The 24,248-nt window shown below is 70.2% G+C and carries 25 protein-coding genes; 10 read left to right on the plus strand and 15 right to left on the minus strand.

Annotation, left to right across the window (positions count from 1 at the left end):
* Positions 1-188: 188 nt before the first annotated feature.
* Both BOSE46_RS08645 and paaZ read right to left on the minus strand, forming a co-directional pair.
* Complete coding sequence (locus tag BOSE46_RS08645) at positions 189-494, minus strand: EthD family reductase (protein ID WP_159539858.1); 306 nt, start codon at positions 492-494, stop codon at positions 189-191.
* Between the two features lie 8 nt (positions 495-502).
* Positions 503-2,533, minus strand: coding sequence for a phenylacetic acid degradation bifunctional protein PaaZ (gene paaZ, locus BOSE46_RS08650; protein ID WP_159539859.1), 2,031 nt, complete (start codon positions 2,531-2,533; stop codon positions 503-505).
* Between the two features lie 100 nt (positions 2,534-2,633).
* On the opposite strand from paaZ, the gene paaA reads away from it, so the two are divergent.
* The 6 genes from paaA (at position 2,634) to BOSE46_RS08680 (ending at position 6,991) form a co-directional block, all read left to right on the plus strand.
* Entirely contained in the window at positions 2,634-3,584 is a 951-nt protein-coding gene (gene paaA, locus BOSE46_RS08655) for a 1,2-phenylacetyl-CoA epoxidase subunit PaaA (RefSeq protein ID WP_159539860.1), read from the plus strand.
* Positions 3,581-3,874, plus strand: a complete 294-nt coding sequence (paaB, locus tag BOSE46_RS08660; protein WP_159539861.1) for a 1,2-phenylacetyl-CoA epoxidase subunit PaaB — start codon at positions 3,581-3,583, stop codon at positions 3,872-3,874. The genes paaA and paaB overlap by 4 nt, the downstream gene beginning before the upstream one ends.
* 5 nt (positions 3,875-3,879) lie before the next feature.
* Positions 3,880-4,821 (plus strand): 1,2-phenylacetyl-CoA epoxidase subunit PaaC, encoded by a 942-nt coding sequence (gene paaC / locus BOSE46_RS08665; RefSeq protein ID WP_159539862.1) that lies wholly within the window; start codon positions 3,880-3,882, stop codon positions 4,819-4,821.
* The gene (gene paaD, locus BOSE46_RS08670; protein WP_159542596.1) at positions 4,821-5,309 is read left to right on the plus strand and encodes a 1,2-phenylacetyl-CoA epoxidase subunit PaaD; all 489 of its coding nucleotides are present in this window, start codon (positions 4,821-4,823) and stop codon (positions 5,307-5,309) included. Before paaC ends, paaD begins: the two co-directional genes overlap by 1 nt.
* Entirely contained in the window at positions 5,310-6,413 is a 1,104-nt protein-coding gene (paaE, locus tag BOSE46_RS08675) for a 1,2-phenylacetyl-CoA epoxidase subunit PaaE (RefSeq protein WP_159539863.1), read from the plus strand.
* A 173-nt stretch (positions 6,414-6,586) separates the two neighbouring features.
* Complete coding sequence (locus tag BOSE46_RS08680) at positions 6,587-6,991, plus strand: carboxymuconolactone decarboxylase family protein (protein WP_159539864.1); 405 nt, start codon at positions 6,587-6,589, stop codon at positions 6,989-6,991.
* Here BOSE46_RS08680 and BOSE46_RS08685 read toward each other — a convergent pair.
* From BOSE46_RS08685 to BOSE46_RS08695, 3 genes are read right to left on the minus strand one after another with little or no spacing between them, the layout of a single operon-like run.
* Complete coding sequence (locus BOSE46_RS08685) at positions 6,988-7,599, minus strand: TetR/AcrR family transcriptional regulator (RefSeq protein ID WP_159539865.1); 612 nt, start codon at positions 7,597-7,599, stop codon at positions 6,988-6,990. The genes BOSE46_RS08680 and BOSE46_RS08685 overlap by 4 nt on opposite strands.
* Before the next feature lie 36 nt (positions 7,600-7,635).
* Positions 7,636-8,799, minus strand: coding sequence for an acyl-CoA dehydrogenase family protein (locus BOSE46_RS08690; protein ID WP_159539866.1), 1,164 nt, complete (start codon positions 8,797-8,799; stop codon positions 7,636-7,638).
* 53 nt (positions 8,800-8,852) lie between these two features.
* The gene (locus tag BOSE46_RS08695; RefSeq protein ID WP_159539867.1) at positions 8,853-10,070 is read right to left on the minus strand and encodes a homogentisate 1,2-dioxygenase; all 1,218 of its coding nucleotides are present in this window, start codon (positions 10,068-10,070) and stop codon (positions 8,853-8,855) included.
* 69 nt (positions 10,071-10,139) lie between these two features.
* Here BOSE46_RS08695 and BOSE46_RS08700 point away from each other — a divergent pair, with 69 nt between their 5' ends.
* A complete protein-coding gene (locus BOSE46_RS08700; RefSeq protein WP_159539868.1) occupies positions 10,140-10,958 on the plus strand; it encodes a hypothetical protein in 819 nt (272 codons plus the stop codon).
* Positions 10,955-12,115, plus strand: a complete 1,161-nt coding sequence (gene fahA / locus BOSE46_RS08705; protein WP_159539869.1) for a fumarylacetoacetase — start codon at positions 10,955-10,957, stop codon at positions 12,113-12,115. The genes BOSE46_RS08700 and fahA overlap by 4 nt, the downstream gene beginning before the upstream one ends.
* Before the next feature lie 40 nt (positions 12,116-12,155).
* Here the strand turns inward: fahA and BOSE46_RS08710 are convergent, their stop codons facing one another.
* Genes BOSE46_RS08710 through BOSE46_RS08735 form a run of 6 tightly spaced genes read right to left on the minus strand, consistent with a single transcriptional unit; the run spans position 12,156 to position 17,760 of the window.
* Positions 12,156-12,785, minus strand: a complete 630-nt coding sequence (locus tag BOSE46_RS08710; RefSeq protein ID WP_159539870.1) for an IclR family transcriptional regulator — start codon at positions 12,783-12,785, stop codon at positions 12,156-12,158.
* A 6-nt stretch (positions 12,786-12,791) separates the two neighbouring features.
* A complete protein-coding gene (locus BOSE46_RS08715) occupies positions 12,792-13,391 on the minus strand; it encodes a TMEM175 family protein (RefSeq protein ID WP_159539871.1) in 600 nt (199 codons plus the stop codon).
* Positions 13,388-14,755: an FAD-binding oxidoreductase gene (locus BOSE46_RS08720; RefSeq protein ID WP_159539872.1), complete on the minus strand. Its 1,368-nt coding sequence runs from the start codon at positions 14,753-14,755 to the stop codon at positions 13,388-13,390. The genes BOSE46_RS08715 and BOSE46_RS08720 overlap by 4 nt, the downstream gene beginning before the upstream one ends.
* An 8-nt stretch (positions 14,756-14,763) precedes the next feature.
* Positions 14,764-15,897 (minus strand): AI-2E family transporter, encoded by a 1,134-nt coding sequence (locus BOSE46_RS08725; RefSeq protein ID WP_159539873.1) that lies wholly within the window; start codon positions 15,895-15,897, stop codon positions 14,764-14,766.
* A gap of 4 nt (positions 15,898-15,901) precedes the next feature.
* A complete protein-coding gene (locus tag BOSE46_RS08730; RefSeq protein WP_159539874.1) occupies positions 15,902-16,615 on the minus strand; it encodes a uracil-DNA glycosylase in 714 nt (237 codons plus the stop codon).
* A complete protein-coding gene (locus tag BOSE46_RS08735) occupies positions 16,612-17,760 on the minus strand; it encodes an MFS transporter (RefSeq protein ID WP_159539875.1) in 1,149 nt (382 codons plus the stop codon). Before BOSE46_RS08735 ends, BOSE46_RS08730 begins: the two co-directional genes overlap by 4 nt.
* Positions 17,761-17,805: 45 nt before the next feature.
* On the opposite strand from BOSE46_RS08735, the gene BOSE46_RS08740 reads away from it, so the two are divergent.
* Entirely contained in the window at positions 17,806-19,035 is a 1,230-nt protein-coding gene (locus tag BOSE46_RS08740; RefSeq protein WP_159539876.1) for an MFS transporter, read from the plus strand.
* Positions 19,036-19,107: 72 nt separating this feature from the next.
* Here the strand turns inward: BOSE46_RS08740 and ald are convergent, their stop codons facing one another.
* Positions 19,108-20,217, minus strand: coding sequence for an alanine dehydrogenase (gene ald / locus BOSE46_RS08745; RefSeq protein WP_159539877.1), 1,110 nt, complete (start codon positions 20,215-20,217; stop codon positions 19,108-19,110).
* Between the two features lie 133 nt (positions 20,218-20,350).
* Here ald and BOSE46_RS08750 point away from each other — a divergent pair, with 133 nt between their 5' ends.
* Positions 20,351-20,818, plus strand: a complete 468-nt coding sequence (locus tag BOSE46_RS08750; protein WP_236551670.1) for an Lrp/AsnC family transcriptional regulator — start codon at positions 20,351-20,353, stop codon at positions 20,816-20,818.
* Positions 20,819-20,821: 3 nt separating this feature from the next.
* Here BOSE46_RS08750 and BOSE46_RS08755 read toward each other — a convergent pair whose 3' ends face one another.
* The 3 genes from BOSE46_RS08755 to BOSE46_RS08765 all read right to left on the minus strand — a co-directional run bounded on the left by BOSE46_RS08755 (position 20,822) and on the right by BOSE46_RS08765 (position 24,248).
* Positions 20,822-21,418, minus strand: a complete 597-nt coding sequence (locus BOSE46_RS08755; RefSeq protein WP_159539879.1) for a GNAT family N-acetyltransferase — start codon at positions 21,416-21,418, stop codon at positions 20,822-20,824.
* A gap of 87 nt (positions 21,419-21,505) precedes the next feature.
* Entirely contained in the window at positions 21,506-22,933 is a 1,428-nt protein-coding gene (locus BOSE46_RS08760) for an aminotransferase class V-fold PLP-dependent enzyme (RefSeq protein ID WP_236551672.1), read from the minus strand.
* A complete protein-coding gene (locus BOSE46_RS08765) occupies positions 22,923-24,248 on the minus strand; it encodes an MFS transporter (RefSeq protein WP_159539880.1) in 1,326 nt (441 codons plus the stop codon). Before BOSE46_RS08765 ends, BOSE46_RS08760 begins: the two co-directional genes overlap by 11 nt.

A 24,248-nucleotide genomic window follows, 5' to 3' on the forward strand; every position in this document is an offset into this window, starting at 1 on the left:
CTAGTGAGGCCGCCCGCGGCCGAACGTGAGCGGAGCGAAGGGGCATACGTACGCCGCGGTGCTCGCGCGAGTGGGGAGCTTGCGTTGGTTTCGCCTCGGTCGCTGGCGCTCCCTCACGTTCGGCCGCGGGCGGCCTCACTGGCGAGCGAGGGCTCGGCCGCGGGCGTACCTCGGGCTAGGGGCCGGGATCAGACCTCCGTCTCGGTGACTTCGCCGGTGAACATCGTCGTCGACGCGACGTCGAACGTCTGGGCGTCGGCGGCGGTCTCGGCCATCTCGGGCGACTTCAGCGCAGCCTTGAGCGCATCGGCGTCGTCGAACCACAGCTCGGCGACGAGGTAGGGCGCATCGCCGCCGAGGCCACGCGGGTGCGATCGGCTGAAGCGACGCAGCCCGGGCAGCGTCGAGGCGAGCGGCACGTGCACCTCGGTGTAGTGCTGGTCGAACGCCTCGGGGTCGGCGGGCGCTCCGTACTGGATCGTGATGCGGTGCATGTGGGTCCTCAGAGGGTCTTGGCGACGAGGGTCAGGACGTCGTACGTGGCGACCGGCTGGCCCTCGGCGTTGGCGACGACGGCATCCCAGCGCACCTCACCGTAGTCGGCGCTGTTGCGGGGCGTGATCTGCTTGACCGTCAGCGTCACGTCGATCGTGTCGTCGGCCTTGACCGGCGTGAGGAACCGGAGGTTGTCGACACCGAAGTTGGCGAGCACGGGTCCGGGGTCGGGATCGACGAACAGGCCGGCCGCGAGCGACACGACGAGGTAGCCGTGCGCGACGATGCCGCCGAACAGGGGGTTGGCGGCCGCCGCCTCGGGATCGGTGTGGGCATAGAACGTGTCGCCGGTGAACTCGGCGAAGTGGCCGATGTCGTCGAGTGTCACGGTGCGCGACGCCGAGCGGATCGTGTCGCCGATGCGCAGCTCGGCGAGGCTCTTGCGGAACGGGTGCACGTCATCGACGCGCCGCTCAGAACCCTTGATCCACTGTCCGGTGATCGCGGTCAGCATGTCGGGCGATGCCTGGATCGCGGTGCGCTGCATGTGGTGCAGGACTCCGCGGATGCCGCCGAGCTCCTCGCCGCCGCCGGCTCGGCCGGGTCCGCCGTGCACCAGCATCGGCAGGGGCGAGCCGTGGCCGGTGGACTCGGGGGCGGCGTCGCGGTCGAGCACCAGGATGCGACCGTGCCACGGTGCGAGGCCGAGGGTCACCGCTCGTGCGACGGCGGGGTCGTGCGTGACGAGGGACCCCGCGAGGCTGCCCTGTCCCCGCGCCGCCAGCGCGATGGCTTCGTCCACCGACTCGTACGTGATGACGGTGCTGACCGGGCCGAACGCCTCGACCTCGTGCGGCTCGGAGGCGCCGGCGGTCGCCCGCAGCAGGATCGGCGACATGAACGCGCCGGCCTCCGCGTCTGCGTCGACGACATCGGTGTGGTCGGGGTCGCCGTAGACGACCTCGGCCGAGCCCCGCAGGATCTGGACGGCCTTGCGGACCTCGTCGCGCTGACCGAGGCTCGCGAGGGCTCCCATGCGTACGTCGGGATGTGAGGGGTTGCCGACCGTGATCTTGGCGAGACGCGCGCTGATCGCGGCGATGACGTCGTCGGCCATCGCGGTCGGCACGATCGTGCGGCGGATGGCGGTGCACTTCTGTCCGGCCTTGACCGTCATCTCCGCGACGACACCCTTGACGTACAGGTCGAACTCAGGGTCGTCGACCGCGACGTCCGGACCGAGGATCGAGCAGTTGAGCGAGTCGGCCTCGACGCCGAGCTGGGCACCACCGTGCAGCACCGACGGGTGCTGGCGCAGCGTCGCGCCGGTGCTGGCGGAGCCGGTGAACGCGATGGAGTCCTGCGCACCGAGCTGGTCGAGCAGCCCGTCAGGGCTGCCGCACAGCAGCTGCAGGGAGCCCTCCGGCATCAGGCCGGACTCGATGATGCGCCGCACGACGAGCTCGGCCAGGTATGCCGTCTGGCTGGCCGGCTTCACGATCGTGGGGAGGCCGGCGAGGAAGGCCGGGGCGAGCTTCTCGAGCATGCCCCACACCGGGAAATTGAAGGCGTTGATCTGCACCGCGACGCCCGGGCGCGAGGTCCACAGGTGCTGGCCGAGGAACACGCCGGTCTTGCCGAGCTGCTCGGTCGCACCGTCGAGGATCACGGTGTCGTTGGGCAGCTCACGGGTGCCCTTGCTGGCATAGCTGAAGACCGTGCCGATGCCGCCGTCGATGTCGACCTGGGAGTCGCGGAGCGTCGCGCCGGTGCGGGCGGACAGCGCGTAGAGCTCGTCCTTGTCCGCGCCGAGGTGCTTGGCGACGGCCTTGAGGATGCTGGCGCGCTGGTGGAACGTCAGGGCGCGAATGGCCGGGCCGCCGACCGTACGGGCGTGGTCGACCATCGCGGAGAGGTCGAGGCCGGTCGCCGAGATGCGGGCAACCTCCTCACCAGTCGACGCGTCGAGGAGGGGCTTGCCTTCGTCGGAGGCGCGGAACCAGGAGCCTCCGGCATAGCTTTCGAGCAGTGCACTCACGGGTCGGGAACCTTCCATTGCGCGAACCTGATGACGCGTGCAAGACTATTACAGACCGTTCGGTCAGTAAATGGCTGACGCGAGATTTCTGGAGGTACGCATGACGCTGGCGCCCGAGGCCGACGAGTCGGCGTTGCAGGCGGCATTCGACGCGACGATCGAGCGGCACGACCGCATCGAGCCGCGCGACTGGATGCCCGAGGCGTACCGCAAGACCGTGGTCAGGCAGGTCGCCCAGCACGCCCACTCCGAGATCATCGGCATGCAGCCCGAGGGCAACTGGATCACCCGGGCGCCGTCGTTGCGCCGCAAGGCGATCCTCTTGGCCAAGGTGCAGGACGAGGCCGGCCACGGCCTCTACCTCTACTCGGCCTGCGAGACGCTCGGCGTCTCCCGCATGGAGCTCACCGAGATGCTGATCAACGGCAAGCAGAAGTACTCCTCGATCTTCAACTACCCGACGCTGTCGTATGCCGACGTGGGCACGATCGGCTGGCTCGTCGACGGTGCCGCGATCTGCAACCAGGTGCCGCTGTGCCGTACGTCCTACGGGCCCTATGGCCGGTCGATGATCCGCATCTGCAAGGAGGAGTCGTTCCACCAGCGCCAGGGCTATGAGCTGCTGGCGACCATGATGCGCGGCACCGACGAGCAGCGCGAGATGGTGCAGGAGTCGGTCAACCGGTTCTGGTGGCCGGCGCTCATGATGTTCGGCCCGCCCGACGACGACTCACCCAACACCGCGCAGTCGATGGCGTGGGGCATCAAGCGCAACACCAATGACGACCTGCGTCAGCGCATGGTCGACATGACCGTCCCGCAGGCCGAGGCGCTCGGCGTGACGCTGCCGGATCCTGAGCTGAGGTGGAACGAGGAGCGTCAGTCGTACGACTTCGGGTCTCCGGACTGGGACGAGTTCAAGGACGTCATCAAGGGCAACGGCCCGTGCAACAAGCAGCGCATCGCGCACCGGCGCCGCGCGCACGAGGACGGCGCGTGGGTCCGCGAGGCAGCGACCGCGTTCGCGGCCCGTACGGAGGGAGACGGATGACCGAGATCCAGGGTGACTGGCCGCTGTACGAGGTGTTCGTCCGCGGCAAGCGGGGGCTCAACCACGTGCACGTCGGCTCGCTGCACGCGGCCGACGACGAGATGGCGGTGCGCCACGCGCGCGACGTCTACACCCGTCGCAACGAGGGCGTCAGCATCTGGGTCGTCCGTTCGGACGCGATCACGGCGTCGAGCCCCGACGAGAAGGACCCCCTGTTCGCCCCGAGCGGCGACAAGGTCTATCGGCACCCCACGTTCTACGACATCCCCGACAACGTTCCCCACATGTAGGCGGCATGAACCACACACCTGATCCGAGCCACCTGCCCGACCACGACTCCGTCTACGACGGGCTGCTGGGCGGCGACGACTCCCAGTGGGCGTTCGGCACCGACTTCGAGGACCCGCTCGCCGGCGTCGACACGACGGTGCCGGACGGCGTCGACACGCACGAGCTCGCGACCTACTGCCTGATGCTCGCCGACGACGCCCTCGTGATGTCGCACCGGCTGTCGCAGTGGTGCAGCAACGCGCCGGACCTCGAGGAGGACATCGCGCTGGCCAACATCGCGCTCGACCTGCTGGGCCAGGCCAGGCTGTTGCTGGCGCGCGCGGCCGCCGCGGATCCCTCGGTCGTACCGGCGCTGCCCGAGGGGTCGCCGGTCCCGCCGGAGGACGCCCTGGCGTTCTTCCGCGGCGATCGCGAGTTCCGCAACGTACGCCTGGTGGAGACCGACAACGGCGACTTCGCCGTGACGATCGCCCGGCTGCTGCTGTTCTCGACCTGGCGACTCGCGCTGCTGCAACGCCTGGCCGCCGGCCGTGATCACGTGTTGTCGGCCGTCTCGGTCAAGGGCGTCAAGGAGATGACCTATCACCGCGACTACGCCGGCCGCTGGTTCCTCACGCTCGCACGTGGCACGGAGGAGTCGCGCCGCCGCCTGGTCGCGGGGCTCGAGGCCATCTGGCCGCTGCGTGCCGAGCTGTTCACGTCCCACCCGGTCGAGCTCGCCGTCGCCGGGTCTGGTGTCGGTGTCGACCCGGCAACCGTCGCTGACGAGGTCGACGTGCTGCTTGAGCAGGTGTTCTCGATGAGCGCCGTCGACCGGCCGGAGGTCGGGCCGCTGGCCGGCGTACGCGGCGAGACCGGGCGCGACGGCTTGCACACCGAGGCGTTCAGCAGGCTGCTCGCCGAGATGCAGGTCGTGGCCCGGGCGCACCCGATGGGTCAGTGGTGATGGTCGCCGCGCGTGAAGTCGCCGCGTCGGTCACGGACCCCGAGATGCCGATGCTGACCCTCGAGGACCTCGGGGTGCTGCGCGACGTCGAGGTCGACGACGAGCGGGTCGTCGTGACGATCACCCCGACGTACTCCGGCTGCCCCGCGATGGCCACGATGCGCGACGACCTGGTGCACCGCCTGCGCGACGAGGGGTTCGACGACGTCGAGGTGCGCGTCAGCCTCCACCCGGCCTGGTCCAGCGACTGGATCACCCCTCGCGGGCGAGCCGCACTGGTCGAGCACGGTCTCTCGGCGCCAGGTCCGGCGCCGTCGCACGACGGCCCGGTCGTCCTGTCGCTGCAGCCCACCCGCCGTACGCTCGCCTGCCCTCGCTGCGGCTCGCCCGACGTCGAGCTGACGTCGGAGTTCGGCCCCACCGCCTGCAAGGCGCTCTATCGCTGCACGTCCTGTCTCGAGCCGTTCGAGCACGTCAAGGAGATCTGAATGACCGTCATGACCCCGTCGGTCTCAGCTGCCCGCGCCGCGTTCCACACCCTGACGGTGGCGTCGGTCGAGCAGCTGACCGAGGACTCGGCCGCGATCACGTTCGAGGTGCCCGATGACCTGCGTGAGGCGTACGCCTTCGCGGCCGGGCAGTCACTGACGATTCGCCGGATCATCGCCCCTTCGACAGGCTCAGGAGAACCGCGAGAGCACCGTCGGACGTACTCGATCTGTGCCGCCGTCGGCGAGCGACCACGCGTCGGGGTGCGCGAGATCCCCGACGGCCTGTTCTCGCACTGGCTCGTGCACGACGTACGCCCGGGGGACCGCGTCGAGGTGCAGACGCCGACCGGCAGCTTCCGCGCCGATCCCGAGGCCGGTGGACGGCACCTGTGCATCGCCGCGGGATCCGGCATCACGCCGATGATCTCGATCATGTCGTCGATGCTGAAGCACTCGGACGCCGACATCACGCTGCTCTACGGCAACCGCACGAGCCAGTCGGTGATGTTCGCCGAGGAGCTCGCCGACCTCAAGAATCGCTACGGCCCGCGGTTCGACCTCGTGCACGTCCTGTCGCGGGAGCCGCGCGACGTCGAGCTGTTCTCCGGGCGCCTCGAGGCCGATCGCCTGCGCCGGTTGCTGGCGGCCCTGGTGCCGGTCGGCGCCGTCGACCACGTGTGGCTGTGCGGCCCGTTCGGCCTGATCTCAGATGCGCGCACGGTGCTCGAGGAGCTGGGCGTCGAGCCGGGCAAGGTGCACTTCGAGCTGTTCTACGTCGACGAGCCGCCACCGGAGCTGCACCGCGCCGACAAGGTCGTCTCCGGGATCACCAGCGACGTGACGATCGTGCTCGACGGGCGTACGACCACGGCGCCGATGCCGCGCGACCAGAGCGTGCTCGACGGTGCCGCCGCGACGCGCAACGACCTGCCGTTCGCCTGCAAGGGCGGCGTGTGCGGCACGTGCCGGGCCCGGGTCACCGACGGCGAGGTCGAGATGCGGCGCAACTACGCACTGGAGGACACCGAGGTCGCCGCCGGATTTGTCCTGACCTGCCAGAGCCACCCCGTCACGGAGACGGTGACCGTCGAGTTTGTCTGAACCAGGCGAGCGCAGCGAGGTCGCGTTCAGGCAGGTTTGGGGGTCCCCCCACGAGCTCTGCGAGTAGGGGGCGCGATCGCGCCGAAGGCGCCTGATGACGAAACCTCGTGAGATGAGCACCCAACCGCGTCGGGTTTGACCTGGAGCGCGCTCCAGCTTCTAGTCTGCACAACATGACTGAGCAGACGGAACGACAGCAGCGGTACGAGCACGGGATGGCGGTGCTGGACGCCGTGGACGGTGAGGCCGGCGCCAACGTCATCGGGGCGCTCGGGGACATCTCGCCAGAGCTTGCCCATCAGGTCGTCGCGTGGGGCTTCGGCGAGATCTACTCGCGTCCGGGGCTCGAGCCACGCGACCGGCAGCTCGTCACCCTGGGGATGCTCACCGCCCTCGGCGGCTGCGAGCCGCAGCTCGAGGTCCACGTCAACGCGGCGCTCAACGTGGGACTCACCCCTCAGCAGATCGTCGAGGCGCTTCTGCACTCGGCCGTCTACTGCGGCTTTCCACGCGCCCTCAACGCCACCTTCACGGCGAAGAAGGTCTTCGACGGGCGCGGGCTGCTGCCGCTCGCCTAGGACTCGTGCAGCGAGAGGCCGTCGAACGCCAGTGTCGCGATCGAGGCGGCGAGCACGTCGGGGTCGACGGGACCGCCGGGTCGGTACCACTCGACGAGCGAGTTGACCATGCCGAACAGCAGCCGGCTGATGAGGTCGGGCGGGATGTCGCTGCGGAGCGCACCCTCGTCGACCGCGGCCTGCACGAGTGTCGCGAGGCGCTCGTCGATGCGGCGCCGCCGCTTGAGGGCGGCGAGCTCGACCTCGCTGTTGCCGTGCACGCGCAGCAGCAGCGTGACGGCCGGCAGGTGTTCGACGAGGATCTCGACCGACTCCTGCACGACGGTGCGCAGCCGCTCGTACGCACTGGTGCCCGGTGCGGCCGCCGCAGCGGAGTCCACCGCCGTGGAGAGGCCGTCGAGCGCCTCGTCGAGGGCGGCCGCCAGGAGGTGCTCCTTGCTCGGCACGTGGTGGTAGATCGCCGACTTGGTCAGCCCCAGCTCCTTGGCGAGATCGCCCATGCTGGTGCCGTCGTACCCCTGTTGGTTGAACAGCTCGATCGCACGCCGCAGCACGGTCTGTTGGTCATAGCCGGGCCGCCCGCGTCGGGGTGCCACCGCCTCGGTCATGACCCAAGCGTCTCACGGTGCAACGCCGCGAACGGGTCAGGCGAACGCCGACAGTCCGGTCAGCTCGCGGCCGATCGTCAGCTGGTGGATCTCGGCGGTGCCCTCGTACGTCAGGACGGACTCGAGGTTGTTGGCGTGCCGCATGACGGAGTACTCGCCCGAGATGCCGTTGGCGCCGAGGATCGTGCGCGCCGTGCGGGCGATCTCGAGGGCGACGCGGGTGTTGTTGAGCTTGCCGGCGCTGACCTGGGCGGGCTTGAGGAGGCCGGCCTCCTTGAGCCGTCCGAGGTGGACGCTCAGCAGCAACGCCGTGCCGTGCGCGACGCTCATGTCGGCGAGCTTGCCCTGCGTCAGTTGGAACGCGCCGATCGGCTTGTCGAACTGTGTGCGGGTCGTTGCGTAGTCGATCGCCGTCTCGAGGCACGAGCGGGCTGCGCCGGTCGTGCCGAAGACGATGCCGAACCGGGCCTCGTTGAGCGCGCCGAGCGGGCCCCGCAGGCCCTCGGCGCCGGGCAGGAGCGCGGAGCCGGGCAGCCGCATGTCCTCGAACGTCAGCTCGCTGGTGACCGAGGCGCGCATCGACATCTTGTGCTTGATGGCGCGGCCGGAGAAGCCGGGAGTGTCGGTCGGCACGACGAAGCCGCGGATGCCGTCGTCGGTCTGCGCCCACACCACGACGACGTCGGCGACGCTGCCGTTCGTGATCCACATCTTGGCGCCGTTGAGCACCCAGTCGTCGCCGTCGCGCTTGGCGCGCGTACGCATGCCGTTGGGGTTGGAGCCGTGGTCCGGCTCGGTCAGGCCGAACGCGCCGACGTAGTCGCCCGCGGCCATGCCGGGGAGCCACTGCTGCTTCTGGTCCTCCGAGCCGTAGGCGTGGATCGAGTACATCGCGAGCGAGCCCTGCACCGAGAACAGCGAGCGCAGGCCGCTGTCGATCGCCTCGAGCTCGATGCTCGCCAGACCGTACGCCGTGGGGCCCACGCCCGCGCAGCCGTAACCCTCGAGGTGCATGCCCAGCAGGCCGGCGCCACCCATCTGCTTGGCGATGTCGCGGGCCGGCAGCTCGCCGGTCTCGGCCCACTCGGCGACGTGGGGTGCGAGCTTGTCCTGGGCGAAGCGACGTGCCGTGTCGCGGATGGCCCGCTCCTCGTCAGTCAGCAGGTGGTCGACGTCGAGCAGGTCGTGCGGTGCGTTCATGGGTCAACCTTCTCAGAGCAGGGTGTCGGTCGTTCAGGGGCTGCTGGCTGCGACTAGGAGTCGAGCTTGCGGCCGGCCCACGACCAGGCGTACGCGTCGTCCTCGGCGGCGAGACCGCCCTCGCCGAGCTCGAGCGGCCGGAACGTGTCGACCATGACCGCGAGCTCGTCGAACGCCTCGACACCGAGGCTCGCCTCGATCGCGCTGGGCTGCGGTCCGTGCGCGTACCCGCCGGGGTGCAGCGAGATCGAGCCGATGCCGATGCCGGATCCCTTGCGCGCCTCGTAGTCGCCGTCGACGTAGAACATGACCTCGTCGGAGTCGACGTTGGAGTGGAAGTAGGGCACCGGGATCGACAGCGGGTGGTAGTCGACCTTGCGCGGCACGAAGTTGCAGACCACGAAGTTCTGCCCCTCGAACACCTGGTGCACCGGCGGCGGCTGGTGCACGCGACCGGTGATGGGCTCGTAGTCCGAGACGTTGAACGTGTAGGGGTAGAGGCAGCCGTCCCAGCCGACGACGTCGAACGGGTGGGTGTCGTACGTCATCCGGCTGCCGACGATCCCGTTGGCGCCGGAGCCACGATGCTTGACCAGGACCTCGACGTCGGTGCCGTCCTCGAGCAGCGGAGCCTCCGGGCCGTGCAGGTCACGCTCGCAGTAGGGCGCGTGCTCGAGCAGCTGGCCGTAGCGCGACAGGTAGCGCTTGGGCGGTGCGACGTGGCTGTTGGACTCGATCGCGTACGCGCGCACTCCGCCCGTTGAGCTTGTCGAAGCGTCCGGGAGCCAGCGATGCGTCGTGGCGCGGGGGATGATGACGTAGTCGCCGGTGCGGAACGACAGGGCGCCGAAGACCGTCTCGACCGTGCCGGAGCCGGACTCGATGAAGACGCACTCGTCGCCGATCGCGTTGCGGTAGAGCGGCGACGGTGCGCTGCCCACGGCGTACGCGATGCGGACGTCACCGTTGCCGAGCACGAGGCGGCGTCCGGTGACCAGGTCTGTGGCTGCCGGGTCGGTGTCGGCGAACAGCTGGGGCAGGCGCAGGTGGCGCGGCTTGAGCGGGTGATTGGCCGTCGTCGAGTGGTCCGGCAGGTCCCAGATCTCCGACGCGACGATGCCCGACGGGACGCCGAGGTGATAGAGCAGCGACGAGTCGCTCGAGAACCCCTCCTCGCCCATGAGCTCCTCGCGGTGCAGGGCACCTTCGGGCGTACGGAACTGGGTGTGGCGCTTGGGCGGGATCTGCCCGACGCTGCGGTAGTGGGCCACCGATGACTCCTGTGTCCGGATAACGGATGCATGTGTCCGATAAAGACACCATGCGATACCGTGGAAGGCGTGTCAACCCTGCTCGATCGCCTGGTCGATGACGCCGCGATCTTCCCGCCCGGCAACGCGCCGCTCGACGTCGCGATCCGTGAGCACCTCGGTCATCGCTCCAGTGCGTACGCCTCGTTGATCGGCCCGCTGCTGGTCCGCGACGTGGACGTCGCGAGGGTGCCGGGGCTGACGCACGAGCCGCTGCAGATCGGGGTCATCGCGACGTCAGGTCCGCGCGGGCTCGAGCAGTCCGCGGCGACGTTGCACGACTTCCCGCACGTCCAGGTGGTGGCGGTCGAGATTCCTCTGGGTGAGCTGTCAGCGGGTGAGCTCGTCTCCGCGCTGACGGTGCCCGAGGGCGTCGCGGTGTCGGTCGAGCTGCCGCGTCCCGGCGTCTACGTGTCGGACGACTGGCTCGCTGCTGCCGACGAGATTGCCGTGGCAGGCTTCCAGGCCAAGTTCCGCACGGGCGGGGTCGAGCCGTCGGCCTATCCCGACGAGCGCGAGCTCGCGATGGTGCTCGCGGCGCTGGTGCCTCGCCAGCTCAAGCTGACGGCCGGTTTGCACCGTGCGGTGCGCAACACCCAGGCCGGGACGGGCTTCGAGCAGCACGGGTTCGTCAACGTCATGGTGGCGGTGCACCGGCTGCTGGCTGGCGGCACTGCGGATGAGGCAGCCGAGGTGCTGGCGATCCGCGACGGTGCTGTGTTGGCGGCCGACGTCGGGTCCTGGAGCGACGACGATGCGCTGGCTGTGCGACGTACGTTCCGCGGCTTCGGCTGCTGCGGCGTGACCGAACCCTATGAAGACCTCCTCGAGCTGGGACTGATCGCATGACCGGATACGGAATCGACCACCTGCCCTATGGTGTCGCGTCGCACCAGGGGCGCGCGCTCGTGGTCGTACGTCTGGAGGATGACGTCGTCGACCTCGCTGCCTTGGATGCTGAGGCGCCGTCCTTCGACCCATTGCTGTTCGCCGGTCCTGACCTAGGGCCCTTGCTGGCCGCGGGCGCCGAGGTCTGGGCGGCCGTACGTGCGTGGCTGCAGGAGACCCTGCCCGGCTCGACCGTTGCGCGGATCCCGCTGGCCGAGGTGGAGATGCGGATGCCGTTCGCGGTCGCCGACTACGTCGACTTCTACGCCTCGCTCAACCACGCTTCCAACGTCGGCAAGATCTTCCGCCCCGACGCCGAGCCGCTGCTGCCCAACTGGCGGCACCTGCCGGTCGGCTATCACGGCCGCGCCGGCACCGTCGTGCCGTCGGGCACCCCGATCGTGCGACCCCACGGCCAGCGCCGGCCGGGCCCTGACGGTCGGCCGGCGTTCGGGCCTTCACAGGCGCTCGACATCGAGGCCGAGCTCGGATTCGTCGTGGGTGCGCCCAGCGTGCTGGGGGCGGCGGTGGCGGCCGGAGCTTTCGCGGATCACGTCTTCGGCGTCACCCTGCTCAACGACTGGTCGGCCCGCGACATCCAGGCCTGGGAGTACGTCCCCCTGGGCCCGTTCCTCGGCAAATCGTTCGCGACCTCGATCTCCCCGTGGATCACCCCGTTGGCCGCACTGGAGGACGTACGGGTCCCGCTGCCCGGCCAGGACCCCGCACCGCTCGACTACCTGCGCGTCGCCGAGCCGGCCGGCTACGGCATCGACCTCGAGGTCGTGGTCAACGGCACCGTCGTGTCGCGGCCGCCGTACGCCTCGATGTACTGGTCGCCTGCGCAGATGCTGGCCCACATGACCGTCAACGGCGCTTCGCTGCGTACGGGCGACCTCTACGGCTCAGGCACGATCTCCGGGCCCGAACGCGATCAGCGCGGATCACTCCTCGAGCTGTCCTGGGGCGGCAGCGAGCCGTTCGCCCTCGACGACGGCACCACCCGTTCGTACCTGCAGGACGGCGACACCGTGACCCTCCGCGCCACCGCCGGCAGCATCACCCTCGGCGAGGTAGAAGGCACGATCACCTCACGCGCTTCGTGGCCGGACGAGTAGCCGACTGCGAAGAAGGCGTATCGAGACCCTCGAGCGGTGTTCAGGTCAACGCTTCGGCGACGGCCTGCGCCGCGTCGAGGACGAGTGGCTCCATGGCCGCGTCGATGTCGTGCAGGCTGACGATGCCGACCGAGGCCTCGAGGCCGGGCACACCACGCACCGGCGCGGCCAGCCCTGCCGCTCCGGGCTGCAGCTCGCCGGCCGTGCTCGCGACGCCGTCGCCGTCAGCGCGGCCCAGCAGGATCGCCTTCCCGGCAGCGCCCGTGTCGAGGCGGTGGCGAGCGCCGACGCGATAGGCGACGTGCATGTCGCTGCGGCTCGGCTCGACCACGAGCAGCGCGACCGCATCCTCACCGTCGGCGATCGTCAGGTGCGCCGTGGCGCCGCTGGCGTCGGCCAGCCGCGTGAGCGCCGGGGTGGCGCGCGACTTGAGCTCGGGCAGGTACGCGTTGCGGAACGCCATCATGCCGAACCCGGCGCCGATGCGGCCCTGTTCGTCGCGGTGCAGCAGGTCGTGCTCCTCGAGCGTGACGATCAGGCGGTACGCCACGGTGCGGCTGATCCCCAGCGACTCGGCGATCTCGTTGATCGTGAACCGGGAGTCCGACGCTGCGACGAGCGACAGGATGCGCAACCCGCGATCGAGGGTCTGTGCGGTCTCGGCGGCCATCGGCCCTCAGCCCTTCGCCGGTACGCGGGGACGGATGGCGCGGCTCAGCACGACCTCGACCGGGCGGGACGCGATGAGCAGTGACCACAGGCCGATCGACGGCACGAGGGTCGCGATCAGCAGGGCGACCAGCATCAGGGCCGCGAGGGCGATCTGCGGGACGAGGGTCCTGGCGTCGCCGGAGCCCTCGGCCCGGACGATCAGCCACTTCTGCGTCAGGCTCGCCAGGCTCGTGACCAGCATCGTCCCGACGTACAGCCCGTACGTCCACGGCTCGTTGTCCGTCGTGCCGAGCAGCTCGGTCGGGAACGGCAGGAACACGATGCTCGCGAGCCACACCAGGTTGGCGTTGACGAGTGGCTGGTTGTAGGCGTCGACGTGCTCGTACATCTGCAGGTGCCCCCGCCAGAAGATGCCGATGACGAGGAAGCTCAACGCGAACACGAGCAGGTCGCCGCGATGGTCGGCGAGGTAGTCGCCGACCGGATGGTCGTCGACCTCCTGGGCGATGTCGACGAGCGGCAGGACCAACAGCGTCATGGCGATGGCCACGGTCGCGTCGCCGAAGGCCAGCAGCCGGTCGAGCCCGCGGGAGGTCGCCCTCATGCGAACACCGCCCCGGGATTGAGGATGTCCTGCGGGTCGAGCGCGGCCTTGACCCTGCGGTTGAGGTCCATGACGTCGGGTCCGAGGTACGCCGGCAGCCACGGCTTCTTGAGCCGCCCGACGCCGTGCTCGCCAGTGATCGTCCCGCCGAGGCCGATGGCGAGCTCCATGACCTGACCGTATGCCTCTTGGGCCCGCGCCGTCTCGTCGGGATCCATCGCGTCGAAGACGATCAAGGGGTGGGTGTTGCCGTCGCCGGCGTGGGCGACGACCGCGATCGTGATGACGTGCCGGGCGGCGATCTCCTCGATGCCGCGCACGAGAGCGCCGAGCTGAGGCAGTGGCACGCCCACATCCTCGAGCAGCAGCGAGCCCTTGTGCTCGAGCGCCGGGATGACCATCCGGCGGGCCACGACGAACGCCTCGCCGGTCTCGGCGTCATCGGTCGAGAACACCTCGGTGGTGCGGTTGGCCTCGCAGATGGCGGTGATCTCGGCGATCTCGGCCAGCCCGTGGGTGGTCGGCTCGTCGGACTGGATCACGAGCAACGCCTCGGCGGTGCGGTCGAGTCCCATCTTGGTGATGTCCTCGACGGCGTTGATCGAGGTCCGGTCCATCAGCTCGAGCATGGCCGGGCGCATGCGGCGGGTGATGTCGAGGACCGTCTGGGTGGCGTCGTCGAGCGACGCGAACGTCGCGACGAGCGTGCACGGCGGCCGCTGCGCGGGGACGAGCCGCAGCACGACGCGGGTGATGATGCCGAGCGTGCCCTCACTGCCGACGAACAGCTTGGTCAGCGACAGGCCGGCCGCGTCCTTGAGCCGCGGCCCGCCGAGCTCGACCGCGGTGCCGTCGGCGAGGACGACCGTCAACCCGAGGACGTAGTCGCTCGTCACGCCGTACTTGACGCAGCACAGGCCGCCCGCGTTGGTGGCGACGTTGCCGCCGATCGAGCAGATCTCGTACGACGAGGGGTCCGGGGGATACCAGAGGCCGTGTTCGGCGGCGGCCGCCTTGACCTCCGCGTTCATCGCGCCGGGCTCGACGACGGCGATGCGGGTGGCCGGGTCGATTTCGATCGCCCGCATGCGCTCCAGCGAGACGACGAGGCAGCCGTCGAGTGCCGAGGCGCCGCCGGACAGTCCCGTCCCGGCACCGCGGGGCACGACGGCGAGACCGTGCTCGGCGGCGAAGCGTACGGCGGCCTGGACGTCCTCGGTGCACGTCGCGCGTACGACGGCGAGTGGGACGCCGGATCCCGGGTCGTTGGCGCGGTCCCAGCGATAGCCGTCCATCCGTTCCTGGTCGACCAGCAGCACGCCTTCGGCCAGCTGGCCGGCGAGCACGTCGAGGTCAGGCGTCACGGTGCCGGTCAGTCCTCGGCGAGGGTCTCCGCGGAGTCGGAGTCCTCCTTGGGCGCCAGCACGGAGACGGAGTCGTCGATACGTTCGTTGAGGTAGCGCAGGATCTCGGCGATCGTGGCCACCACCGGAACCGCGAGGAACGCACCGGTGACGCCGAACAAGGAGCCGCCCGCCGTGACCGACAGCAGCACGACGGCCGGGTGGAGGTTCATGTTCTTGCCCTGCAGCCATGGCGACAGCACGTTGCCCTCGAGCTGCTGCACCGCGACGACGATGCCCATGGCGATCAGGGCGTCGTTGGTGCCGTTCGTGACGAGCGTGACCAGCACGGCCAGCGCGCCGCTGACGAACGCACCGATGATCGGGATGTAGGCGCCGAAGAACGTCACGACGCCGAGCGGGACGGCGAGCGGCGAGCCGAGGATCGCGAGGCCGCCGCCGATGATGACGGCGTCGATCAGGGCCACGAGGGTCTGCGTGCGGATGAAGCCGCCGAGCGTGTCCCAGGCCCGCTGCATGACCTCGACCAGGTGGACCCCGGCGCGCTGACCGCCGAGCGTCCTGACCCACGGCAGGAACTTGTGACCGTCCTTGACGAAGAAGAACGTCAGCATCAGGACCAGGACGAGGTTGACGATGACCGAGGTCGCGGTGCCGATCGTCGAGAAGACGCCTGAGCTGATCGCACTGGCGCTCGACGTGAGCTTGTCCTGCACCGCCTCGATGGCGCGGGTGATCTGTCCGTCGGACAGGTTGAGCGGCTCGCCGGTGACCCAGTCGCGGATCTTCTGGAGTCCGTCGGACGCCCCGGCCGCGACCTCGCTCGCCTGGCCGGCGACCTGGGGCGTGAGGACCGCGATGATCCCGACGACGGCCCCGATGAAGCCCAGCACGATGGTGACGGCGGCAAGTGCGTCCGGCCAGCCCTTGGAGCGCAGCCACGCGGCCGGCGGGCCGAGCACCGTCGTGACGATCAGCGCGAGGGCGACGGGATAGAGGACCATCCAGATCGTGCCGATGAGGTGCCCGACGATCCATGCGGCCACCGCGATGACGATGATCCGCAGCCCCCAGCGCTGCAGGGTGGCGAGGCCGTCGTCGATGACGACCCCACGATCACGAATCCGCTTGTCCTTGGCCACCCGCTCAGCCTAGGGGTATGTGGGCCGCGTCGCCGTCTCCCGGCTGCTGGAGGCGCCAGTCGACCGGCTCGGACCCTTGGGAGGTCAGCAGCTCGTTGGCCCGGCTGAACGGCTTGGACCCGAAGAATCCGCGCGATGCCGACAACGGACTAGGGTGCACTGACTCGATGCGTGGCACGTCGCCCAGCATCGGCGCGAGGCTCTGCGCGTCGCGCCCCCACAGCACGGCGACCAGCGGCGTGCCGCGTGCGACGAGGGCGCGGATGGCCTGCTCGGTGATCGCCTCCCAGCCCTTGCCGCGGTGACTCGCCGGTGTGCCCGGCCGCACCGTCAGGACCCGGTTGAGCAGCAGGACGCCCTGCTTGGCCCACGGAGTCAGGTCTCCCGACGGCGACCGCGGGATGCCGAGGTCGGCCTCGAGCTCGGTGAAGATGTTGACGAGGCTGCGCGGCAGTGGGCGTACGTCCGGGGCGACCGAGAACGACAGACCCATCGGGTGGCCGGGCGTGGGATAGGGGTCCTGTCCGGTGATGAGGACGCGGACGTCGGCCATCGGCTCGGCGAAAGCCCGCAGGATGTGGTCGCCCGCCGGCAGGTAGGGCCGCCCGGCGGCGATCTCGTCGCGCAAGAACTGGCCCATCGCGGCGATCTGGTCGGCGACCGGCGCCAGCGCCTCGGCCCAGTCCGGCGCCATGATCTCGTCGAGAGGCCGCGTCATGCCTGCTCCTTGCGCAAGGCCGACGGCGCGAGGAGGCCGGCGACGAGACACCCGACGATCGGGACGGCGAAGGCCGTCGTCAGGGAGACCCAGTTGGTGAGGATGCCGATGACGGCAGGGCCGGCCAGCAGGCCGAGGTAGCCCGTGCCGGTGACCCGGGCCAGGTAGGTGCCGGCCGCAGACGGGTCGATGTTGCCCGCCGCGCTGAAGAACTGTGGCACGCAGCCGGCCAGGCCGACGCCGAACACGGCCCACGCGGCGATCGCGACAGCGGCGTTGGGCGCGAGTGCAGCCCCGAGGAGGCCGACCGCTCCCACGAGCGCGGCCCGTTGGACGTACGCGGCGGCACCGATGCGCGCGACGACCCGGTCGGCCACGAGGCGTACGAGGGTCATGGTCACCGAGAACGCACCGAACGCCCAGGCGGCCACGGTCTTGCTCGCCCCCAAGGAGTCGTGCAGGTGCACCGTGCTCCAGTCGTACGCGACGCCTTCGGACAGCAGCAGCATGAAGGCCAGCAGCGACAGGATGACGACGCGCAGCGTCCACGGCGCGTGTGCGCGGGGGGTGCCGGACTCGCGGGTCGTGCCGGGCGAGGGCCGGAGCAGCGCGGGCCGGGCTGCGAACGTGACGAGGATGCCTAGGACGCCGGCACCGGCAAGCATCACCCGGACGTCAACGCCGAGGGCGATGAGTCCGCCCCCGATCAGTGACGCGAGCAGGCCGCCCAGGGAGAAGAACGCGTGGAACCCGCTGATGATGGTCCGGCCGTACTCCCGCTCGACCTCGACGGCCTGGGCGTTCTGCGCCACGTCGATGACGCCGTTGAACGCGCCGAGCAGTCCCAGCGCCACGGCGAGCCCGGCGGTGTTGGTCGCGAGTCCCGGCCCGATGAGGCAGACGCTCAGCGCCAGCGACGCCGTGACGACGACGACCCGGCTGCCGAACCGGTCGATGAACCGGCCGCCGGCCTGCATGCCGATCAGGGCAGCGCCGCCGAGGAGCAGGAGCAGGTAGCCGAGGACTGCTGTGCTGGCCCCCGTGCGGTCGCGGATCTCGGGGATGTTGACGACCCACATGCCGAGGAGGAAGCCGTTGAGCGCGAAGATCGCGAAGGTCGACCTTCGCGCGCGGGACAGCGGCATGCTCCGAGCCTATCGAGGACCGTCGTGGCCTACAGTTGTCAGGCTGTGTCAGCCATCGCCGCCTACCGCGCGCTTCTGCGGATCGTCGGGCCCGCCTACATCCTCGTAGCCTTCCTCGGGCGGATTCCGCTTGCCATGAGCCAGCTCGGTGTCCTGGTGCTCGTCAGCTCCGAGCTCGACAGCTACGGCACCGGCGGTGCGGCCGCAGGCATCCTCGCGATCGCCAACGCGGTCGGCTCGCCGATCGCCGGGGCGCTCGCCGACCGCATCGGCCAGCGGCCGGTCGTGCTCGTGCAGTCGCTCGTCGGCGCCGCCGGCCTCGCGGCTGTCGTCCTGGTGACCGACCCGGATGCGTCCCGCGCCCTGATCTTCACGGCCGCAGGAGTGACCGGGTTCGCGATGCCGCAGGTCGGGCCACTCGCGCGCGTACGGTGGCGGCCCATCACCCGCGACGCCGGCGACCAACGCCGGCTCGTCGATGCCGCGTTCTCGTACGAGGGTGCCGCGGACGAGGCGTCGTTCGTGCTCGGCCCGGCGCTCATCGGCGTGCTGGCGATCATCGCCGCTCCGGCCGGGGCGTTGCTGGCCGCGGCGGTCATCCTCGCGGTGTTCGGCTCGTGGTTCGCGGTGCACTGGACCTCAGAGCTCGTGGCCAAGCGGTCGACGACTGACGGCTCCGGTGCCGGCTCCGAACCGCTCTGGTCCGTCGCGTTCGCCGTGCTGGTGCTGGCGCAGCTGTGCATCGGCACGATCTTCGGCAGCGTGCAGACCGGCACGGCAGTCCTCGCCCGGGCCGAGGGCCATGCCGGCAGCGCCGGGCTGATCCACGCGGTCCTGGGCATCGGCAGCGTCACCGCTGGGCTCGCGATCACGGCCCTGCCCGAACGCATCCTGTATGCCACCCGCATGCTCGTCGCGGCGGTCGGCCTGCTGCTGCTGTCGGCGCCGCTGCTCCTCGTCGACTCCATCCCGGCTCTCGTCGGCGTGATCGCGTTGCTGGGCTTCGCGGTGGCGCCCTACATGATCAGCAACTTCGCGCTCGCCGGCATCCTCGTGCCGGTGCACCGGGTCGGCACGGCGATGACGCTCCTCGCCGGTGCGACCGGCATCGGGTACGCCCTCGGGGCATCGATCGCCGGCCGGCTCGCCGACGACGGCGGTCACACGCCGGCGTTCGCCGTCACGGTCGGCGCTGCGGGTGTCGCGGTGCTGCTGGCCGGGGTCGCCAACAAGGCCCTCCGCGAGGCCCGGCCCTACGACCCCCTCGCCGCCTGAGCTTCTCCGTGCGGTGACGTAGCGCCCACGATGCCGAGTCGCCTGGGCCCTGGGTCACCGCCCAGCGGAGGCTCAGAGCTTGGCGAGCGGGGTGACCTCGAGGTCGAGCGCATCGCCGACGGCGGCGTTGACGAGGAGGCCGTCGTGCGTGCTGAGACCGCCCGCGAGGGCGGCATCGTCGGTCACGGCGGCCTTCCAGCCCTTGTTCGCGAGCGCCACGGCGTACGGAAGTGTCACGTTGGTCAACGCGTATGTCGAGGTGCGCGGCACCGCGCCAGGCATGTTGGCGACGCAGTAGAAGATCGAGTCGTGGACCCGGAAGGTCGGGTCGTCATGCGTCGTGGCGTGCGAGCTCTCGAAGCAGCCACCCTGGTCGATCGCGATGTCGACCAGCACCGAGCCGGGACGCATGCGCGCCACGAGGTCGTCGCTGACGATCTTGGGGGCCTTGGCGCCGGGCACGAGCACCGCTCCGATCACCAGGTCCGCACGGGTCACGGCCTTCTCGACCGCGAAGGCGTTGGACGCGACCGTCGTGATCATGCCGGCGAAGCGGGCGTCGACCTGGCGGAGCTTTGCGACGTCGAGGTCGAGGATCTCGACACGGGCGCCCATGCCCCGGGCGACCTCTGCCGCGTTGACACCGGAGACTCCGGCGCCGATCACGACGACATCCGCGGGGTAGACGCCGGGCACGCCGCCGGGCAGGACACCGCGACCGCCGTTGCTCGCCATCAGGTGCTGGAAGCCCACCTGCGGGGCGAGCCGGCCGGCGACCTCTGACATCGGCGCGAGCAGGGGGAGCGAGCGGTCGGGCAGCTGCACGGTCTCGTACGCGATCGAGGTCGTGCCGGCCGCCAGCAGCGCGTCGGTGCACTCGCGGCTCGCGGCCAGGTGGAGGTAGGTGAACAGCGTCTGCCCGCGGCGCATGCGGCCGTACTCCTCGGCGATCGGCTCCTTGACCTTGAGGACGAGCTCGGCGTCGGCCCACACGTCGTCGGCGGTGTCGAGGATCTTGGCGCCGGCGGCGACGTACTCATCGTCGGTGATCGAGGAGCCGAGGCCCGCGTCGTGCTCGATGACGACGTCGTGACCGTGCCGGGTCAGCTCGTGCACGCCGGCTGGCGTGATGGCGACGCGGTACTCGTGGTTCTTGACCTCGCGGGGGACACCGACCAGCATGACGTGCTCCTTCAGACGGAATTGTCCTCCCATGGTGAATCAACTGCGGAAAGGTGTGCAACTGTGCGCAGAAGATTCTGTAGACTGGCCATCTGTCGTGCATCGCGCCGAATTTTCGCCTCCAGGAGCACCCGTGCCGAATGATGTTCGTGAGCTGGATGACATCGATCAACGGATCGTCGCCGAGCTGCGGCGTCAGGGCCGGCTGCCCAACAACGCGCTCGCCGAAAAGGTCGGCATCGCAGCGTCGACCTGCCTGACCAGGTTGCGCAGCCTGATGGAGCGCGGTGTCATCGCCGGCTTCCACGCCGAGGTCGATCCGGCCTGGATCGGGCGTCCCATCCAGGCCATGATCGCCGTCCGCCTGCGCGGCGATGCGCGCGGCGCGATCAACGAGTTCTCCGACCGGCTCGCCGGCATGCCGGAGGTGCTCAACGTCTACTTCCTCGCGGGCGCCGACGACTTCCACGTGCATGTCGCGGCGCAGGACCCCGATGACCTGCGGGCGTTCGTCGTGGACCACCTGAGCTCGGCCCCGGAGGTCGCACTCACCGAGACCAACCTGATCTTCGAGCACAAGCGCGGCCGGCTGGCCGACTAGCGTCTAGCGAGCGAGCCGCTCCTCGAGGGCGTCGCGGGCGGCGGGCCACTCGTCGTCGGTCATCGAGAACAGGACGGTGTCGCGCCACGAGCCGTCGCGACGGATGCGGTGCTTGCGGAGGACGCCCTCACGTACGCCGCCGATGCGGGCGACCGCGGTCTGTGAGCGTTCGTTGAAGATGTCGACGTGCCAGACGACCCGCGCGCAGTCGAGGTCGTCGAACGCGTGGCGCAGCAGCAGGAGCTTGGCCTCGGTGTTGACGCCGGTGCGCCAGAAGCGCCGGCCGAGCCAGGTCGACCCGATCGCGACGGTGCGCACGATGGGGTCGATGTCGTAGTACGTCGTGAGGCCCGCGACCTCACCCGAAGCCTGGTCGACCTGCACCCAGGGGACTGTGCCGGGCCGGGTCAGGTAGAGCCCGACGAGTGCCTCGGCCTGCTCGATCGTGGTCGGCCGGGCGAACGACTGCCAGGCGAACACCTCGTCATCGTCCGATGCGCCGAGGACACCCTCGGCGTGGCGTGGTTCGAGCTGCTCGAGGCGTACGTGCTTGCCGGCCAGGGTCGGCGCCGCGAAGTAGTCGTCAGGGCTCACGGTCATGCGCCCAACCTATCGACCGGCTGGACCCCCCGCTGGGAGTGACGTTCTGCAGGCGACACGCCGACGTGAGCCTGCAGAACGTCACTCTCAGCGGGAGAGGCGGTCCAGGAAGGCGATGAGCAGCGCCTCGCGGAGCGCGGGTGGTGCCACGTCGAGCAGGGCGTTCACCGGAGCCATCCGTTCGGGCACGGTCACCTCCCCGCCGCCGGAGCCGAGGCCCGCCAGCGCCAGAAGGCCGTCGAAGGCCTCGTCGTCGAGGGTCTCCGGGTCGATCGCGATCGCCGCGGCGCGCAGCTCCTCGTCGATCCTGATGGGTCCCACGTCCACGGCGGCCCGGACCGACTCGGCCAGGGCGACGAGGAACTCGGGCACCGCCGGAGCCGTCGCCGCCGACACCGTCAGGTGCACCGACGCCGGCATGTCCCCGAACGACATCTGGGGCTGCACGAACCAGCCGCGCATGAGCATCTCGTCGCTGATCGTGAAGACGTCGCACGCTCCGTCCGTCTCGAGGGTGACGAGCGACGAGTCCGGCCGGACCACGAGGCGTACGTGCTCCTGCTGCTCGATCCCGGCGACCAGGGCAGCCGTCCCTTCGAAGGTCGTACGTGCGAGGTCGCGGTAGCCCTCGTCGCCGATCAGGTTGACGACCGCCCAGGCTGCGGCGAGCGGACCCCCGGACTTGGTGGACTGCGTCGTCGCGTTGAGCATCGTGTAGCCCGGCCAGTCGGCGCTCGCGAAGTACTGCGACTTCCGCAGGTACGGCGTGGCGTGCAGCAGCAGCGAGACACCCTTGGGCGTGTAGGCGTACTTGTGCAGGTCGGCAGAGATGCTCGTGACGCCGGGCACCCGGAAGTCCCATGGCGGCACGTCGCGTCCGAGATGCTCGGCCCATGGCAGCACCCAGCCGCCGATGCACGCGTCGACATGGAACCGGACACCGCGCGCGAGTGCCTCCGACGCGATCGCCTCGATCGGGTCGATCACGCCATGCGCGTACGACGGTGCCGAGGCGGCGACAAGCACGACCCGGTCGCCGTACGTGTCCATGGCCGCGGTCATCGCCGCAGCGTTCGCGCGCTTGGTGACCGGATCGACGGGAACGCTGACCCGCTCGACCCCGAAGTAGTGCGCCGCCTTGTGGAACGCCGCGTGGATCGTGGTGGGGACGATCATCACCGGCTGCGTCGCGCCGGGCAGCGCATCGCGAGCGGCCTGGACCGCGAGCAGGATCGACTCGGTCCCGCCGGACGTCACGGTGCCGACGACCTCGTCGGCGCCGTGGAAGAGCGTGCGGGCGAAGCCGACGAGGTCGCGCTCCATCGCCAGCAGGCTCGGGAACGCCGTGGGGTCGAGGCCGTTCGTCGACGCGTACATGGCCAGGGCCTGCTTGCCGAGCTCGTCGGCGTCCGCCAGCCCGGAGTCGTAGACGTACGCCATCGTGCGCCCGCCGTGCGTCGGCAGGTCGGCGGCGCGCAGCTCGTCGAGGCGGCGCAGGATTTCATCAGCGTTCACGTACGTTCTCCAGGTCGTCGAGCGAGTAGCGGCGGAGGAACAGCAGGCTGGCCGCGATCAGAGCAGCGGGGACGAGCGAGAAGCCGATCGCGATCGCGGTGCGGGCACTGTCGGGCTGCACGGCCGTGTGGTCCGTCGACGACACATAGCCGCCGATCGCGAGCACCAGCGCGAACACGCCGGGCCCGAGGGCCAGGCCCAGCGTCTCGCCGGCGGTCCACACCCCCGTGAACACGCCGATGCGGTTCTCGCCCGACGTGGCGGCGTCGTGTGCGGCGACGTCGGGCAGCATCGCCATCGGGAACACCTGCGCGCCGGCGTAGCCGACGCCGACGATCGCCGCGGCCAGGTAGACGACCACGGCCTGGTCGGCACGTGCCTGGAACAGCACGAGTGACCCGACGACGAGGAACAGGGACGCGGCCAGATAGCCCGACTTCTTGCCCCTGCGCTCGGCGTACCGCTCCCACAGTGGGGTCACGAGCAGCGCCGGTGCGACGAACGCGGCGAACAGGATCGTGGTGGCAGGCTTGCTGTCGAGCAGGTCGTCGGCGACGTACGCGACGCCCGCCAGCATCGCCCCGACGCCGATCGCCTGCAGCACGAACGTCAGCAGCAGCACCCGGAAGTCGGGCGCGGCCGACACCAGTCGCAGCTGGTCACGCAACGAGCCGGCGGCGGTCTCGACGCGGTGCTCCGTGGCGTCGCGGGTGCCGCGCCAGGCGCCGTAGACGCCGATCGCGAGGATCACTGCGACGTATGCGCCCATGAACCGGTAGCCCTTGGGGGTCTCCTCACCCCCGAACGCGTTGACGACCATCGGCGCGGTCGCACCCGACAGCAGGATCGCCAGCGCCAGCACCGCGACGCGCCACGTCATGAGCCGCGTGCGTTCGGCGTAGTCCAAGGTCATCTCGGCGGGCATCGCGACATACGGCACCTGGAAGAACGCGTACGCCGTGGCGCACGCGAGGAACCACACGACGACCCACGCGCCGGCGACGACGGGAGGACCCGTGGGGCCGGCGAACAGGAGCGCGAAGCACGCCGCCAGCGTCAGGCCGCCCTTGAGCAGGAACGGCCGGCGCCGCCCGGACGGTGAGGGGGACCGGTCGCTGATGCGCCCGACGAGCGGGTTGAGGACGACGTCCCAGGCCTTGGGGACGAACACGATGAAGCCGGCGACCACGGCCGCGATGCCCAGCGAGTCCGTGAGATAGGGCAGGAGCAGCAGGCCAGGCACCGTGCCGAACGTGCCGGTCGCGACGCTCCCCAGGGCATACCCGCGACGCACCGCGGGGGAGAGCGACGTCAT

Origin of the sequence: Aeromicrobium sp. 9AM (genome assembly GCF_902506105.1) — a bacterium.
In the GTDB taxonomy this organism is placed as follows: domain Bacteria; phylum Actinomycetota; class Actinomycetes; order Propionibacteriales; family Nocardioidaceae; genus Aeromicrobium.

Bases quoted from the DNA above. Each gene is read 5' to 3' on its own strand.
- BOSE46_RS08715 (WP_159539871.1), bottom strand. From the start codon at position 13,391: ATGAGGGCGACCTCCCGCGGGCTCGACCGGCTGCTGGCCTTCGGCGAC.
- BOSE46_RS08765 (WP_159539880.1), bottom strand. From the start codon at position 24,248: ATGACGTCGCTCTCCCCCGCGGTGCGTCGCGGGTATGCCCTGGGGAGC.
- paaE (WP_159539863.1), top strand. From the start codon at position 5,310: ATGACCGTCATGACCCCGTCGGTCTCAGCTGCCCGCGCCGCGTTCCAC.
- BOSE46_RS08645 (WP_159539858.1), bottom strand. From the start codon at position 494: ATGCACCGCATCACGATCCAGTACGGAGCGCCCGCCGACCCCGAGGCG.
- BOSE46_RS08710 (WP_159539870.1), bottom strand. From the start codon at position 12,785: ATGGCCGCCGAGACCGCACAGACCCTCGATCGCGGGTTGCGCATCCTG.
- fahA (WP_159539869.1), top strand. From the start codon at position 10,955: ATGACCGGATACGGAATCGACCACCTGCCCTATGGTGTCGCGTCGCAC.
- BOSE46_RS08730 (WP_159539874.1), bottom strand. From the start codon at position 16,615: ATGACGCGGCCTCTCGACGAGATCATGGCGCCGGACTGGGCCGAGGCG.
- ald (WP_159539877.1), bottom strand. From the start codon at position 20,217: ATGCTGGTCGGTGTCCCCCGCGAGGTCAAGAACCACGAGTACCGCGTC.
- paaC (WP_159539862.1), top strand. From the start codon at position 3,880: ATGAACCACACACCTGATCCGAGCCACCTGCCCGACCACGACTCCGTC.
- BOSE46_RS08755 (WP_159539879.1), bottom strand. From the start codon at position 21,418: ATGACCGTGAGCCCTGACGACTACTTCGCGGCGCCGACCCTGGCCGGC.
- BOSE46_RS08690 (WP_159539866.1), bottom strand. From the start codon at position 8,799: ATGAACGCACCGCACGACCTGCTCGACGTCGACCACCTGCTGACTGAC.
- paaA (WP_159539860.1), top strand. From the start codon at position 2,634: ATGACGCTGGCGCCCGAGGCCGACGAGTCGGCGTTGCAGGCGGCATTC.
- BOSE46_RS08680 (WP_159539864.1), top strand. From the start codon at position 6,587: ATGACTGAGCAGACGGAACGACAGCAGCGGTACGAGCACGGGATGGCG.
- BOSE46_RS08685 (WP_159539865.1), bottom strand. From the start codon at position 7,599: ATGACCGAGGCGGTGGCACCCCGACGCGGGCGGCCCGGCTATGACCAA.
- paaB (WP_159539861.1), top strand. From the start codon at position 3,581: ATGACCGAGATCCAGGGTGACTGGCCGCTGTACGAGGTGTTCGTCCGC.
- paaD (WP_159542596.1), top strand. From the start codon at position 4,821: ATGGTCGCCGCGCGTGAAGTCGCCGCGTCGGTCACGGACCCCGAGATG.
- BOSE46_RS08735 (WP_159539875.1), bottom strand. From the start codon at position 17,760: ATGCCGCTGTCCCGCGCGCGAAGGTCGACCTTCGCGATCTTCGCGCTC.